The sequence below is a fragment of the Mycetocola sp. Y442 genome, assembly GCF_056898615.1.
Window position 1 is genome coordinate 566,561 of sequence record NZ_JBXHBV010000001.1, and the last position, 15,410, is coordinate 581,970.

Sequence of the window (15,410 nt, forward strand, 5' to 3'; positions counted from 1 at the left end):
TGTCAACACGATTTGGAGCTATCCCCATGAACAAACCCACCATCGTCCTGGTTCACGGAGCGTTCGCCGATGCAGCGAGCTGGGCACCCGTTACCCGGGCGCTTCTCGACCAGGGTTACCCGGTCATCGTCCCTCCGAACCACCTCCGCACGCTCTCGAGTGATGCGGCGAGCGTTCGCCGGGTCGTTGACGCCGTCGACGGCCCTGTTGTGCTTGCCGGTCACTCCTACGGTGGCGCCGTCATCACCGTTGCGGGCGCCGCCGAGAACGTTGTCGGCCTGGTCTACGTCGCCGCATACGCTCCGGACGAGGGCGAAAGCCCCGCCGACCTGGATGCCCGTTACCCCGCTACTGCGCTCCGCGACCACATCGTGACCATGCCGAACCCAACGCCAGGACGCGAAGAAGGGATCGAACTGTCGGTGGCTCCAGACGCATTCCTGCCGGTGTTTGCTGCCGGTCTCGACCCGCGCACAGCGGAAGTACTCGCGGTATCCCAACGTTCCTTCGCGGATGCCGCTTACACCGAAGCTGCGTCAACGGCGGCATGGAAGACCACGCCGAGCTGGGGTCTCGTCGCCGCCGCCGACGAAACCGTACAGCCCGACGTCCAGCGGTTTGGCTACGAGCGAGCGGGTTTCAAGCAGATCATCGAGGTCGATTCCCCACACCTCATGATGCTGACCCACCCGACGGATGTCGTCAACGTGATCGAGGCGGCGGTGGGAGCTGTGAGCGTCCCTGCGTGAGGCTCCGGCCTGGCGGTTCGCCGCCACCGTCGTGTCAACGAGCTGAAGACGGTGGATTCGCCGCGATAGATCACGATCGAGGCGAACGCCGAAGCAGACGGTCAATCAAGACGGCGACGGAAACGAGTGAGCCACCTATGTTTTCAACCTCCAGACCCGTCACGAGGATGCCGGTCGTATGCGCAAACTGCGGTCGCCCCGTCAGGACACAGGCCCCTTCCGCCGCTGACCAGCGCGGTTTACCCTCCCGGCATGAACCACGCAGTGAGTGTAATTTTTCGCGCGATCCCGCTCGCGATGATGGCAGTGTGCCTCGGTTTTGGCCTGTACGTGGCAACTGCAGGAGCGGCACCCGCGAATTTTGTTGCCGGCCGGGTGGTCATGTCCCTCGGCGTAATCTGCCTGTGCCTCTTTTGCACCGCCGCAACCATCATCCGCCAGTTGATCAACCGCTTCACGACGATCGATCGAATCGCGTACCCGACCATCGGCTATCTTGCCGCCGCGGCAACGGTCGTATACGGCATATCGCTCTTTCTTGGTGAACCGAGTACCGGCGTGAACGAGCGATTCATCGCCGGTCATGTTGTGTTCGGAGTCGGGCTCATCAGCGGCTGTATCGCAACCGTCGCGACGGCATCCACTAAGTTCTCGCTCATCCCGGTGAACTCACATGCGGCAGAAGACAGCACCGACGTTCCGCCAGCCGCGTTCCCGAAAGCCGCGGTCGTGGCGCTCGGCGCCATTCCGATCGTCCTGGCGGTAGTCGCATGGATCTTCTCGATCACGAACCTCATTCTCCCAACCACTCCCAGTCGGTTCACTGTCGGCCACGTGGTCGGCGGGCTCGCTTTGGTTTGCACGTGCCTGATCACTTTGGTCTTCAGCATCCTTCGCCAGGTCGAGAACTCGTACGCCCGCCGAGAGCGAATCGTCTGGCCCTCGATCGTCATAATCATGGGCTCCGTCAACCTCATCTGGGGAATTGTGTTGGTCGGGCTCCACAGCGAGCCCTACTTCTGGACACCCGGCTTCGTAATGATCGGCCTTGGCCTCGTCTGTTTCAGCATCCTCAGCAAGGTAGGCCTGCTTGCGCTCGTGTGGCGGCGGACGTTTGCACTCGCCAATCGGGTGCCCTTGATCCCGGTCGTCACGGCGCTGACGTGTCTCTTCCTGGCGGCGTTCCTGTTCCAGGCCGCCCTCGTCAACGCGAACGTGTTCATTGCAGCGCACGTCCTCGTCGGTTTGGGAGCAATCTGCTTCTCGCTCTACTCAATCGTCAGTATTTTGGAGAGCGGCACATCGTCCAGCAAGTGAGCCACAGGAGTCGGTATACCGTCTGGCTTCTCGGACGACCCATCCGGCTGCTCAAAGTTGGCCCTGTTCGCTGTATCAACGCAGCTTCCCTGGGTCACAGCACGAGAGGTCACCGAGGTGCGCGGCCCGGGCAACGGAGCGGCACCTATGTATCAATCCCCAAACCCGTCAGAAGGAAGTCGGCGGTCTGCGCCAACTGGAAGATCTGGAACGAGATTACGACGATCGCGATACATGCGAACCAAACGATAGTGCCGACAGGACTGCGGCTGACGACGCGATGCAGAACAAGGCCAAGAACCGTGGCAATTGCGATCGTTGCACCCGCGACCTGTGCGAACGCCATTCGAATATATGCGTCGGGATCCGGGCCGGAATAGCTGTTGAATGTCACCACGAGAGCTAAGGGGACGAGCACAACACCGACCAACAGGATTGCACCTGCGGGAAGTTCGCGCAGTTGCGTCCCTCGGGCGGGCTTTGTATCGGTCAGCGTCATGGGACGAGTGTAGAGCTCGGCGGCTTTCCCCGGCTAGGTATCGGCGTGTTGGGCATCATGACAATGCCGGGGCTTCAACGGCAGAGAGGAACCAATCGTTGTTGAGACCGCCACCTTTGGGCACTGGTGACGGGCGGAGTGCGCGGAGTTGCACCTCACGTAGCGTTATGTGATTTGGTGTATTCACGTCCCGCCCCACCGAGGAAAGCCCCGCTCATGCATTCGTCCTTTATCCCGCCGCGTCAGGTCATGATCGGTGACGCGGCTTCGTTCGTCGGCACCACGCCGCGGGCGATCCGTCACTACCACGAGATCGGCCTGCTCCCCGAGCCCGAGCGGGGCAATGACGACCGCCGCCGCTACGGTTACGAAGAAATGATCCGGCTCCTGTGGATCCGGAAGATGGCCGACGCCGGTATCGCCCTGGCCGACATCCGTGACGCCTTCGCTCACTCGGCTCCTGCTGGTGCCGGCAGCGACCTCGACGTCGGCAGTGTGCTTGAACGGTTGGAGAAAACCCTCGCTGCCCAGGAAGCGGAAGTGAAGCGGCAGCGGACTGCGGTGCAGCGCATGCGTACCCAAGGCGGCAGGATGGGGCTGCTCTCTGACTTCGTCGCCAGCCGCCTCACGAGCCTGCCCGATGGCTCCCTGCGGGAGGCGGACCTGGACAACCTGCTGGTCATGGAGCGGATCTTCGGCCCGCTCGGTGCGGCCGTCAACGCCGGGCGTTACATTGCACTGGCCACCCATCAGGGTCTGCGGGACGAATCCGACCGCGTGGATGCCGCCGAGGAGGCCCTCGACGACACGATCGCTGTCGACGACCCCCGCGTGGCACAGGTGGCTGCCGAGCGGCACGCCTTCGAACTGATGCTGGATGGCGTCATCGAGGAGTCCGGGCTGGCGCAGGAAAATGACGCACTCTTCGATTCCTGGGAGGCCTTGCACCACGCTACCGCTGATGAAGTTGAGGACGAGGCCGGCCAGGGCTCGGGCAGGGGGCAAGAGTCCATGAGCATAGTCGAAGCCATCGGAAAAATGCCATACGATTTCTCCCCGGCCCGCTTGCGTTGCATGGAACTGGCCGCAGAACTCGCCGCCCGCCAGTCAGCCGCTTCGTAAACCGAGTCACCCTTAACGAGGAGTAGTGCCGGCTTTCGGGAGTCTGTTTAGGTGTCCTGCGCGTCTTTCGAGGATCTCGTCGTCACTGAGACGGCCGGATCTGAGCGGCGACTCGGGGAAGCGGGCGATAACGTTCCGGAGACGGAGAGTCGCGTAGCACGGAAAGGCGTCGAGCTTTGGAGCACCGCGCCTGGGCTTTCGAAACCCCAGGGATGCAAGGCTCTGACTAGAAGTCCACGTTTTGTTCGCCGCAGTCGCAGATGCCGTTGACGGGGGGCTGCTCACGGAGTATCACTGGGTAATGATGGGGGCATTACGGAGACCGCTGAAGGGCGGTGCTCGTTAATCCGGAGAAGATGCGATGGACGCCACGCCGCGTGTCGGAATCGACTCCATTTCTGAGCCCTGCTCGGTGCTCATAGTGGAGAGTGGCCGCCTAACGGCTGACGCACTCGGATTGATGTTGTTGTCTCGAGGCTGGGCCTCACGGATACAGACCGCCTCGCACCTCAACGACGCTTTAAATGAGATGCGGTCCCACCCTCCCGACCTGGTACTGGTCAGCATGGTGGGCCAGTCATCTATCGACTGTCTCGCAACCCTGTGTGCTTTCGATCCGTTGCGACCTATCATCGCCTTTGCTGTTCCGGACAACGAAGAATCCATCATCGACTGCGCAGAGATGGGCGTAGCTGGCCTCCTCCCTCTCACCGGAACGGTGGAAGATCTCGAAGACATCGTCGCGGGAGTTCTGCGTGGAGAAACCGCGGCTACTCCGCGTGTCGCTGCGATTCTCCTCCGACGAGTAGCCGCCCTCGCTGTCCCCCGCGACGGCTCGACCAGCGACGAGCGCCTCACTCCCCGCGAGCGCGAAGTTCTTACGCTCATCGAACTCGGTTGGACCAATAAGCAGATCGCTTCGGATTTAAGGATTGAGGTGCGGACCGTCAAGAATCACGTGCACAACCTCCTTGAGAAGATGCGTGTATCCCATCGCGGTGAGGCGGCGGCGAAGTTTCGATCAACGCGCGCCGCCGACCTCGGAGTACCACAGGAAATCACCGTTGTCAGTGGTACCCCCGGGAGGCCGGTACCAGGCCGTTAATAGACCGATCACCGGAACGGGGCCCAGCACCATCATTGAGTCTTAAATGGATCTTTCGGTCCGTGTGTGCGCAGAATGACGGGTCTATCGTCGGGGCCAACGACTTCTCATACCAACATTGGAAGAGAGACAGTGGTGTCGATCATTCGAATACTCCTGGCGGACCTGAGCCCCACCTTCGAGCAGGCGGTGTCGTCGGCGGTGGCCGGTCAGCCGGATCTCGCCATTGTGGGCAGAGCGGCGGACAAAGTGCAGTTGCTCCTGCGGGCCACCCAGGCCGACGTCGTTGTGCTCGAGACCCAGAAGGGTTCTCTGCCCGCGATCGCTGAATCGCTCACCGATGAGTACCCGCGGCTCGGCGTCGTGGTGGCCGACTCTACCGCGCACGATGTGATCGTCTACCAGCTGCGAGCAAGCGCAGAACACATGCCCAACTCCGACGCAGAACACCTCGTCGCGGCGATTCGACGCGCCGCGTCCGGCGACATACGCCTCGTTGACGCGAACAACAATGAGCCTTCCTAGGGAGAGACCATGAGCGAGTATGACTTCGACACCTTCTATCCTCACCTGCGCGAAGTGCTCGATGAACGCTTCGCCGCGTTGCCCGACGACCAGCTTGAGGCGATCTTCGAGTCGACCTTTGGTGAGGGGATCACGCCAGCCGAGTACGAAGACTTCTTTGGCGGCCTCGCCAAAGCAGTGAGCGGGATCGCGCGAGACGTGGGACGCGCAGCGAGCTCGGCGGCACCTGTTCTAGCGACTGCGGCCCAGGGCGCAATGAAGGGCGCCGCAGCGGGAAGCGTTGCGGGACCGTGGGGCGCGCTCGGCGGCGCCTTGGTCGGCGGCACCGGCGCGGCCCTGCAAAAGCACACCCGCGGGTCGGCGAGCCAGATCGGTGGTGCGATAGGCGGCGTCGTCAATGCCGCGGGGGCGCTGTCCGGCCGCGGCGGTATGGCACAAGGAGCAGCGGGTGTCCTTGGCAGCCTTGGAGGCGGTGGCCGCGCCGGAAGCGCGCGAGTGGGTTCTGCCACGTCAGCTTTACGTAGCCTGCTCGGACGCCCGGAACTCGCCCAGGCTCTCAGCGGCCTGTTCGCAGGGGGTAACCCGAACATCACCGTCGGCCGGGGCGGCACTCCAGTACCGGCCAACGCCATCGCTGGCTTGCTGGGAGCCCTCGCCAGAGAGGCGGAGCAGGAGGCTGAGGTTTGGATGGACACCGAGTCGGTACCGGCGTACCTCGTTGACGCGAACGGCCAGGTGGTCGTTGACCCGACATCTTCCGAACTGCGCGCGGCACGAGTTCTGCAACTCCTTGCAGGCGAATGGGATGACGCCGCAAACGACGACGTGATCGAGAGCGACAGCGATGAGGTGTGGGAGTCGGAGGAGTCCAGCGAGGACCTTGACCTGTGGGCCGATGCTGAGTCCGACGACATTCACGTCGACATCGCCGAACTGATCGGGGCAGCGTGATGTCTCCCGAGATGGCGACACTTCTGCAGCAGCACCTGACGGGAACCGCCCCGGTCGGCGACACGCTAGCCAATCTGGTCGGCGACGATCCGCAACTCGCAGCCATCGCCCAGGTGTTGAGTCAACGTGAGCAGCAACTCGAAGCCGACTTGCGCGAACACGAGTTTGAGTCCGAGGCGCCCGCATCGGATGACCGCGTCGACAGGCTGAGCGGCCAGGTCGAGGCGCTCGCGGCAGACCTCACTCGCATGCATGACACGTTCGATCTCGTTGCGCGTGCGCTCGGGGCCTGTCCGAGTTGCCTGGGGACGGATGTCACGTGCCCGCTCTGTCACGGGCGCGGGCGACCCGGCTCGCTGCCGCCGGAGCCTTCCGCTTTCGGCCTTATCGTCATGCCGGCCGTGCGGGCCCACGCCTTCACCCGTTCGCGGATCCCCCGCGAACCTGATCCGGAACCACTAGAGAAAGAAACACCAGGAAGGAGTACCCCATGAACGGGTACACGGACGAGCTCGAGGCCCTGTTGGACGACATGGGAGAGTTCGACGAACGAGCACGACCTCGCACTCCCGTGCGGACACCGACGGGGCGAAGCAGCTTCCAGCCTCGGCAAGCCCCGACGGCTGCCAGCCAGTCACAAGTACAGGCCGCGGCCCGTAATCTCGACGCCAAAATCGAAACGCTGAGCAACGCGGTCAAGGCGCTTGAGGTTCGCACGAACGCTGTGACGTCCGACGTAGAAAAGACAGCCGCCGCGCTGCGCAAAGAGTTCAGCGTGCGGCAAAAGGGGTCCGAGTCGTTGCGCTCGGAGTTGCAGCAGACGAAGCTCATGTCGGTGCTGCTTCCCATGCTGACTACGGAGACAGTGAAAGCCGTCGACGCCGATGGCAAGGAGGTTACCGTTGTCACGCAAAGCCAGAACCAGTTCGCCTCCCTACTGCCTTTCCTGCTCCTCATGGGCGGCGGCTCGGGCGGCGGCGACTCGTCGAAAGGCCCACTCGGAGACTCAACGACCCTGTTGCTTCTGTTGACACTCGGGCGAAAGTAGGAGGAGAACATCATGACTCTTCAGGGTCTGTCCTTCGGAGCCCTTGGCCCTCTGCCGGTCGGCAGTTCAACGAACCTCGTCATGGTTCCCGATGTCAAGGGCTTCGATCAGGCCGACGCACTCAAAGAACTGGAGAACCGCGGCTTCCGCGTGACTCTGCGGTACGTTGAGGAAAGCGGCGCGGCGGAAGGTAAAGTCACGACCCAGCGGCCCGAAGGCGACGAGCCCCGCCCGCGCGCTTCTGCCGTGACAGTCTTCGTGGTCAGGAAACCTCCGCAATCGGCCGACTGGACCGCGCAATTCGCTCACCTCAGCGACGCCGTGGCACTGCTCGAAACCGATGTCAAGGCAGAGAGCCGCAAGACTGAGATTCTCGACGCCCTCAATTCGGCGACCGGGACTGCCTCCAAAGCGAGCGGTTCCGCCTCGAAGTCCGCCGGTTGACCGGGCGACGTCACAGCACAGGCCACCGCAATGGATCCGGCACTGCAGGAACTCATCCACGGCGTCGGCGATCCCGGGGACGAAGTATCCGTGATTCTTCGTCTCCGGGATCCAGCTGTTCCACCTCCGGGCGCGCGTGTGGTCGCGCGCTTCGGTGACGTCGTTACGGCCCGCGTTCTCCGGGGCTCACTCGAAGAAATCTGGGCGGACGATGCGACCGTCAGCGTTAAGGCGTCTCACATCTATAGCCCCGACGTGGAGCCTCCCAGCGCCGAGAACGAATCTGACGCGACGAATGACGCTCGACGCCCGAGCGGCGTCTCAGAGACCGGACGCGGAGTAGTTTTGGGTTTCGTCGACTGGGGGTGCGATTTCGTCCACCCCGACTTGCGCCGGTCGGACGGCTCGACGCGACTGCTCGCGCTCTGGGACCACCGGTCGGGACCGTCAGCGAGTGCGGAACCGTACGGCTACGGGCGCATTATCGGACGGGAGGAGATCGACGCGGCGTTGCTGTCTGCAGATCCTTACGACGCGCTCGGGTACCACCCGGCGTCGTTCGACACGGGCCTTGGTGCACACGGTACCCACACCCTGAGCATCGCGGCGGGCAACGGGCGAGGGGGCGGATCGTTGGGTATGGCACCCGACGCCGACATCGTCTTCGTTAACCTCGGCACGCGGGAGGGGCACGATGTCGTGCCGCTTGGTCGGAGCACCGAACTCCTTGAGGCAATTGACTACATCAACAATGTGGCCGCCGGCCGCTGCGTCGTCGTGAACCTCAGCTTGGGCAGGCATGCCGGCGCCCACACCGGCCAGAGCCTCGTGGAACGCTCTATGGACCATTTCGTGTCAAGCATGCCCGGGCGCGCCATCGTGCAGTCGAGCGGCAACTATTACGAACGCCGAACACACGGATCCTGGCAGCTCACGCCTGGAGAGACGGAACAGTTCACGATCGAAGTCGATCCCGCGGATGCGACACCTAACGAGGTCGATATCTGGTACTCCGGTCGGGACCGTCTGATCGTGGTACTGGCCTCCCCAACGCTCGGGTTAGAGAAGCGTGTGGGACTTGGATCTTCGGCCGCGTTGCGTCATAACGGGTCCGAGATAGCTCGCGTCTATCACCGCGCCCACGACCCCAACAACGGAGACAACCAGTGCAGCATCATGCTCGAACCGACGCCCGACTCATCGCCATGGCAGATCACGCTCATCGCCGACGACGTCGTCGATGGGCGAGTTCATGCCTGGATCGAACGAGACAGTGGATGCCGCGCGTGCCAGTCACGACTCGCCTCGCGGGAGGCGGACCCCAGGACCACGACGGGAACGATTGCGAATGGCTTTCGCACGATCGTCGTCGGCGCATACAACGCGCACCGCGCCGACTCGCCTGTCGCGCCGTTCAGCAGTTCCGGTCCCACGCGGGACGGTCGCCAAAAACCCGACATTCTTGCCCCGGGTGTTATGGAACTCGGCGCTCGGTCCCACCCGCACTCGGGAATACTCACGTCGCCCTACGTGCGAATGTCGGGCACGAGCATGGCCGCCCCCGCCGTGGCAGGAGCGGTCGCTCTCCTCTTCGAGCGGGGAGGGCATCTCGGCATTGAGGACACCCGTCGCATTCTTCTCGCCAGTTGCGACCCGGCCGCGGAAGACTCGGACCCCCGTCGTGTGGGCGCCGGGAAGCTCAACGTGCGTAACGCCCTCGAACTCGTCACCCCCGCGCCGCCCCCGCAACGCGGCATCGGATCAGAAGAGAGGCCGCACGACGACGGGGTCATCGGAAATGAGGAGTTGGCCGCGCAACAGCGCACGCGCGATTCCGATCTGGAAATGGCGGGCAATCAGCAGGGGCAGACCGTGCCGGACGCGCAAGCCGGCCAGCCGCAGGCCGAAAACCTCGTGGTACCGGCCGTCGATAGATACGAGACCACCGGGGCCTACGAGCCCTCACCCCTTTGGTTTCCACCGCCTCCTCACGAGAGCATCGGTGCAGGTCACGCCGGCGATCAGCCTGACGAAGCCGAACCGGATTGCGGATGCAACGGCGTTACTCAAGGGAACCAGGATGCCGATTCACCGAAAGACGTAAGCGTCGCGGTCGTCGGCGGAGGACTTTCCGGTCTGATGGCTGCGAGCCGGCTCGCACAGGGTGGCTTCACGGTCACACTTTTCGAGGCGAACGACAGGCTCGGCGGCCGGGTCTGGAGCCGGCGCGATCTCATACCCGGTAAGACCATCGAGGCGGGAGCCGAACTCATCGGCAGCAATCACCCTCTATGGCTCCGCCTCGCGCGTTCGCAAGGGCTGAAAATGACCAGAGTGCCGACGGAGCAGGACTACACACGGCGTGGCCTGCGTACCCGGTGGCGGCTCGGCGGTTCCGACCTCACCGACGCCGAGCGCAAGGCGATCGAGAAGGAACTCGCTCCGGCGAAGCGGCTGCTCGGACGCGAGGCCGCGACGGTCGACCGACTCAGGCCCTGGATCTCTCCGCACGCCGCCGAATGGGACCGCCTCTCGGTCGCCGAACGGCTCCGCCAACGCGATCTGTTGCCGGACGCAAACAGCCTCGCGCGCGATTACCTCGAATTCGTACTCGGCAACGACCAGTGCGCGCCAACCGACCAGCAAAGCTACCTTGGCCTACTCTCAGCGATCAGTTCGCACCGTCTCGGCAGCAACATGCAGGGTTACTGGGAACACACGGAAGACTTTCGCTGTGCCGGCGGAAACCAGCAACTGGCGAACAACCTCGCGGCCTTAGTCCCTGATATCCGACTGACGTCCGCTGTCACCCGCCTTTCACTGAACTCCAAAGGGGTCGAGGTGACCTGGGAACGGGCAGGAAACTCCTCTCGACGCGCCTTCACGTTCGCGATCCTCACCAACTCCCCCGCCACCTGGCCCACGGTCGACTCCGACCCGCCTTTTGCAAGGAAGGACTACACCGTCAGCAGCGGCCCGGCGGTGAAGTACCTCACAACCTCTCCGTCCGCCTATTGGGAACAGAATGGCCTTGCCCCCTCACTGCTCACCGACGAAATCGGAAGCGTGTGGGAGAGCACCGACAGGCGGGCGGCCGTTGCCGGGGCGCGACCAGTCGCTGGGGTCGGACTGTCCGTCTACAGCGGCGGGTCCTATGTGCTGCCGGGTAGGGAGTACGCCCGGCGACTCAACCAGCGCTTCCCCGGATACTCACGGAATGTAACCGCTGAGGTCCTCGTCGACTGGCCCGCCGACCAGTGGACCCGCACGGGATACGCCATCCCCCTCCCCGGTGAAGTGACAACGATCATGAAGCGACTCAGCCGCCCGTTCGGCGGCCGACTTTTCTTCGCAGGGGAGCAGGCTTCCCCGGGTTTCTTCGGCTATATGGAGGGCGCGCTCGATGCGGGATTGCGCACCGCCTATCACGTCGCCTCTGCCGCCGCCGTGCTGCGAGCATCGAAACGGTCCGCGCGGCCGGGCGGAGCCGCCGAATTTTCTTCCGCCACCCCATCAGCTGAGCTTCCTCCAGCGCTCACCGATCCCCGCGGGTTATTTGATCGGCTCGGGACTCCTCCACTGGAGTTCCCGGCGGAGCGCGATGGGGACTTGGAGGTGCTGGCTGCGCCGGCCGAGCCCCTGGCGGTCACTCTCGATTCTGGCGACATGTTGGTTACGCGCGGCCGAGGAAGCCCGCACGTCAACGTGGCCGTCGTTGTCTCTCCGGAGATTCGCCTGCTCGAGGAACTGCCGACGGCCGGTATGGTGACGGACTCGCGCCTCCCAGGCCACTACGTGCGCGTCTTCGACCCGGTGTTGCACCCGGGTGAGACGCACTTCGCACGCCGCGTGGCCGACGACCGCGGCGTGGTTCCTGCGAACACTCTCATCGTGCGCGACAACTGCCGCACCCGGTTCGGTGACGCCGGGGAGATATCCGAGGCATCGACCGGCTGCGTTCCCGCAGTTGAGCCGGCACCCGGCGGCCGATCACCGCATCCGGTGCTGCGGAGGAACGTCCGCCGGCCCTCGGTCGGATACGCGCAGCAGTGCCTCAACGTGTTCCTCGCCCGGTACCGTCAGGGCACCCTCGCCTGTCCCGTCACGAACGATGAGGTTCGTGGGGTCCTGGCCCGGACCACCGATGCACTCGCTGCTGCCGGCCAGTCACCGCTCATCGTGGACTGTACCTTCGGCCAGCACACGGAGCTGGCCGTCAAGGCGTTCCAGGCTTGTTCGGATCTTGGTCGAGACGGCGTCGTAGGTGCAGAAACCTGGGCGGCGCTCAAAGCGTTGTCAGCTGCCCCGCCGCTCAGGCCCTCGACCCCGCGCACGCCGACGATGCAGGACTGTCAACGCGCGACCAATTCGATAACTCCCCTGCGTGCGTGGGAGCGTCAGTTCCTGGCACTGGTCAACGACCGATCCGTTGACCAGTTCGCCGCAATGGCCCTCGTCATCGGGCCGGTCTTTCATCCCGGCATGCAAGTGGCGCCGGTATTGCAGGACGTCGTACGGATCGCGCTGCACGGCCGCAACGCCATCACCATCGGTAACACCGTCTGGTTTCCGGAACCGATCGACACGTCGACACCACGGGACCTCACCTGGCTGACCCACGAATCGGTCCACGTGCTCGACTATGCGGCAGCGGGCGTCGAGACATTCCTGTTGGCATACGCCGCGACAGCGGTCACTGCGGGCTTCGAACACGATCGCATCCCATCCGAGATTCGAGCGAACCGGTTCGAGGCCGCCGCCGAGGTGCTTCTCGCTCGACACCCCGCTCTCCGGGCATACATTGCCGCCTGCAATGGCGACACCATCACCGCCCACCTGCGGGCCAACGGCGCGGCGTACCGGGAAACCGTCAACGCACACCTGGCCCGAGGGACACAGTGACGAAAGAAGTCCATCATGTTCCATACGACAACCGTCTCCAACGCCTCATCCGCCGAGCCGGAGTCGGCGCCAGGGCCATGCGCTGACGTCGTCGTCACAGCGTCAATGCGCCCTGCTTTATTAATACGGGGCACGATGCACCCTGCCGTGCGGGATGCGCAACGCCGGATCAACGCGTTCCACGTTGCGGAAATTGCCGCCGGTCGAGTGGGCATTTCGGACGCCCCGCTTGTTGCGGACTGCATCTTCGGCCAGGCGACGGAACGTGCGATCCTGTCATTCCAGCAACGGGTGTTCCCCGGCGTCCTCCGCGACCACGATGGAAAGCTCGGACCGAAGACGTGGGCCCAGTTCGACCGCGTGGCCGTCCATCCGCCAGCGCCTCCGACACCATCCATCCCTCCGCCGGCGCCTCCGACACCATCCGCGCCTTCTCGCGCCATCGACATCCCGGTGCCGACCGCCTGCGTTCAGGTTCCCGTGCTCGACGACGCAGCAGAATCTCGTCTCTCGCGTGACCCCTCTGATTTCGGCGGAATCGCCGCGATTCGAGAGTTCGCCGAACGCCTCGCAGGCTGTACCGCCGATCGGATTCGTCAGCGGACCGGATCGGAGCCCTCAAAGCGCGCCCTCGCATTGACCGCCGTCGGAGCGCTTGAGCAGGATTTCGCCGCAACCATCCACGCTTCTGCAGGCCGCGCCAGGAGCCAGGGAAGTACGGCGCGGCTCGCTGTCAGCGCCCGGGGCTGGATGGTCGGCCGTCGCGAGGAAGTGGACTTCGAGACTCTGGGCGCGGGAGGTCGCTATCTCTCCATAGAGTCATTCCTGCCGCCAGCCAGTATCGATCGTCTCGAGCCGCTCGAGCGCGCCGGGCGGAACGTTCCTCCGGTGCAGCCGTTGGCAAACCGCCTCATGCGTGAGCTGTGGTCACGTTCCCCGGCCACCAGCGCCAGCAACTATCCCGGCCACGGTGGCGGGAAATTCAAGAACCGCGGCTTCTCCCTCGATCTGACCATTGGAGGTCCGCTCGATGACCGTGGCTTCTACGCGAGAGACCGTGCCGTCGCCATGCTGCTCGCCTTGGATGCGGCTGCGGCCTCGGTCGGGGCAACTTGGCGGGTGCTGTATAACGATTACGCGGTGGCAGCGGCGGTGAACCGACGAACCGGTCTGCGACACGTTGTGTTCGTCGGGCAAACGCGACCAGACGGCACGAACCTCAACTGGCACGGGCCGTTGGTCCTCCACTTCCACCTCGACATCGCGCCGTCACTGCGGGAACAAGGAGGCGACGGGACTGTACCTTGGTCAGACGAACGGGTGAGCGCGCTCCCCTCCAGCAGTATCACGGGGGGCACGGATGAGACTCGTGCCGGGATCCCATTCGGTGAGCAATCGATGTTCGGAGAATGGCGCCCGGCGGACGGGTGGGCTCGCAGCGACGAGTCCCTCGAGGAGTCGGGTGGGCTGGACAAAGTTGCAGCTATCGGCGAAGAGGAGTGGGAGACTCTCAGCCCAGCCGAGGAGGATCGGGAACATTTCACCCCCTGGAATCGCACCAACGAAGTCACTGACGGTTCCGAAATGCTGGAGCAACTACTCGCCGCTGAAACGGGTACCACGGAACTGCCGTCACGACTCATCGGCGTGGCTACGCTCGCGATGGGACCGCCTCTGCGCCGGGGCAGCAGGGGGCCCGCCGTGGCGGCACTTCAGCGCGTCCTCACAAGTCTCGGCCACCCGCTCGCCGCTGATGGCGACTTCGGCTCTCGCACAGAACACGCCGTCAAGTCTTTCCAGGCCAGCAACCTCCTCATCCCGGATGGCGTCGTTGGGCAACACACGAAGATGGCCCTCGCCGCCGCAATCGGCCGCGGCAACACCCCGTTGCCTCCTCGTGCGTACCCGCCCGCGGCCCCTCCAGGCGCGTCTTCGCCAACCCCAAGTCAGGGCCAGGACTGGAGCCAGCTGCCGGTCGAGCAGCGCGCACGCTATGTGCTGGGGCTGCTGGTCACACGTTACGGATATCCCGTCAACGGTGCGGCAGGGCTCGTGGGAAACCTATGGGCCGAGTCGGGGATCATTCCGAGCCGACTGGAAGGCAGTCGACCCGAAACCCCGCTGCGGACACGGGACGTCTCCGGCACTGTCGTCGACTTCACGCCCGAGGATGTCATGCTCCGGGAACCACAGCGTCGGGGGCCGGCCCTACCAGGGGTGGGCTTGGCCCAGTGGACCTCTCGCGACCGACGGGCGGGCTTGTTTCAGCACAGTTATCAGGGGATCGTGCTCGGCGGTGCAATCCTGTTCGACATGGATGCGCAGGTCAACTACCTCGTGGCGGAACTACGAGGGTCGTATGCCGGGGTCGACGCAATACTTCGAACAATCAATGTCTCACTTGACGAGGCGTGCGATGAGGTCGTCTATAGCTTCGAGAGGCCCGGCAGCATCATCGCACCCGACCGCAAGTCGCGTCTTGCTCGAACGCATCCCGCTGTGCAGGCCGTATTCGCGGAACGCCGAAGGCTTGCCCAAAGGGCGCTGCAAGCTCATCGCGCCGCGGGTTGACCATGGATTGCGAGCGACCTGCCCGGTGTTAGAAATCCATCCATGCCCGCGCCCCAAACGAATCCTGACTTGCATGGGTGCGAACGGAGGGAATGACGTCGAGACCAGCAGCGCAGTCAGAGGGCTACGTCAACGCGACGACAACTCATTCGATGTATGTAACGGCGCTAATTACCC

At 64.1% G+C, this 15,410-nt stretch carries 12 protein-coding genes; 11 read left to right on the forward strand and 1 reads right to left on the reverse strand.

Annotated features, from left to right (window positions below; translation table 11 throughout):
• Positions 1–26 precede the first annotated feature (26 nt).
• Positions 27–749, forward strand: a complete 723-nt coding sequence (locus AC1X6S_RS02685; RefSeq protein WP_483404273.1) for an alpha/beta fold hydrolase — start codon at positions 27–29, stop codon at positions 747–749.
• Positions 750–1,001: 252 nt separating this feature from the next.
• Positions 1,002–2,066, forward strand: coding sequence for a DUF2776 family protein (locus AC1X6S_RS02690; RefSeq protein WP_483404274.1), 1,065 nt, complete (start codon positions 1,002–1,004; stop codon positions 2,064–2,066).
• A 145-nt stretch (positions 2,067–2,211) separates the two neighbouring features.
• Here the strand turns inward: AC1X6S_RS02690 and AC1X6S_RS02695 are convergent, their stop codons facing one another.
• Positions 2,212–2,565: a hypothetical protein gene (locus AC1X6S_RS02695; protein WP_483404275.1), complete on the reverse strand. Its 354-nt coding sequence runs from the start codon at positions 2,563–2,565 to the stop codon at positions 2,212–2,214.
• Positions 2,566–2,781: 216 nt separating this feature from the next.
• Here AC1X6S_RS02695 and AC1X6S_RS02700 point away from each other — a divergent pair, with 216 nt between their 5' ends.
• The 9 genes from AC1X6S_RS02700 to AC1X6S_RS02740 all read left to right on the forward strand — a co-directional run bounded on the left by AC1X6S_RS02700 (position 2,782) and on the right by AC1X6S_RS02740 (position 15,233).
• Positions 2,782–3,687 (forward strand): MerR family transcriptional regulator, encoded by a 906-nt coding sequence (locus AC1X6S_RS02700; protein WP_483404276.1) that lies wholly within the window; start codon positions 2,782–2,784, stop codon positions 3,685–3,687.
• A gap of 361 nt (positions 3,688–4,048) precedes the next feature.
• Complete coding sequence (locus tag AC1X6S_RS02705; protein ID WP_483404277.1) at positions 4,049–4,792, forward strand: LuxR C-terminal-related transcriptional regulator; 744 nt, start codon at positions 4,049–4,051, stop codon at positions 4,790–4,792.
• Positions 4,793–4,924: 132 nt separating this feature from the next.
• A complete protein-coding gene (locus tag AC1X6S_RS02710) occupies positions 4,925–5,317 on the forward strand; it encodes a response regulator (RefSeq protein ID WP_483404278.1) in 393 nt (130 codons plus the stop codon).
• A 9-nt stretch (positions 5,318–5,326) separates the two neighbouring features.
• Positions 5,327–6,268, forward strand: a complete 942-nt coding sequence (locus AC1X6S_RS02715; RefSeq protein ID WP_483404279.1) for a hypothetical protein — start codon at positions 5,327–5,329, stop codon at positions 6,266–6,268.
• 11 nt (positions 6,269–6,279) lie between these two features.
• Positions 6,280–6,762, forward strand: coding sequence for a hypothetical protein (locus AC1X6S_RS02720; protein ID WP_483404280.1), 483 nt, complete (start codon positions 6,280–6,282; stop codon positions 6,760–6,762).
• Complete coding sequence (locus AC1X6S_RS02725) at positions 6,759–7,316, forward strand: hypothetical protein (protein WP_483404281.1); 558 nt, start codon at positions 6,759–6,761, stop codon at positions 7,314–7,316. Before AC1X6S_RS02720 ends, AC1X6S_RS02725 begins: the two co-directional genes overlap by 4 nt.
• A gap of 12 nt (positions 7,317–7,328) precedes the next feature.
• The gene (locus tag AC1X6S_RS02730; RefSeq protein ID WP_483404282.1) at positions 7,329–7,760 is read left to right on the forward strand and encodes a PASTA domain-containing protein; all 432 of its coding nucleotides are present in this window, start codon (positions 7,329–7,331) and stop codon (positions 7,758–7,760) included.
• Between the two features lie 30 nt (positions 7,761–7,790).
• Entirely contained in the window at positions 7,791–12,662 is a 4,872-nt protein-coding gene (locus AC1X6S_RS02735; RefSeq protein WP_483404283.1) for an FAD-dependent oxidoreductase, read from the forward strand.
• Between the two features lie 15 nt (positions 12,663–12,677).
• A complete protein-coding gene (locus tag AC1X6S_RS02740; protein ID WP_483404284.1) occupies positions 12,678–15,233 on the forward strand; it encodes a phage tail tip lysozyme in 2,556 nt (851 codons plus the stop codon).
• Positions 15,234–15,410: the final 177 nt, after the last annotated feature.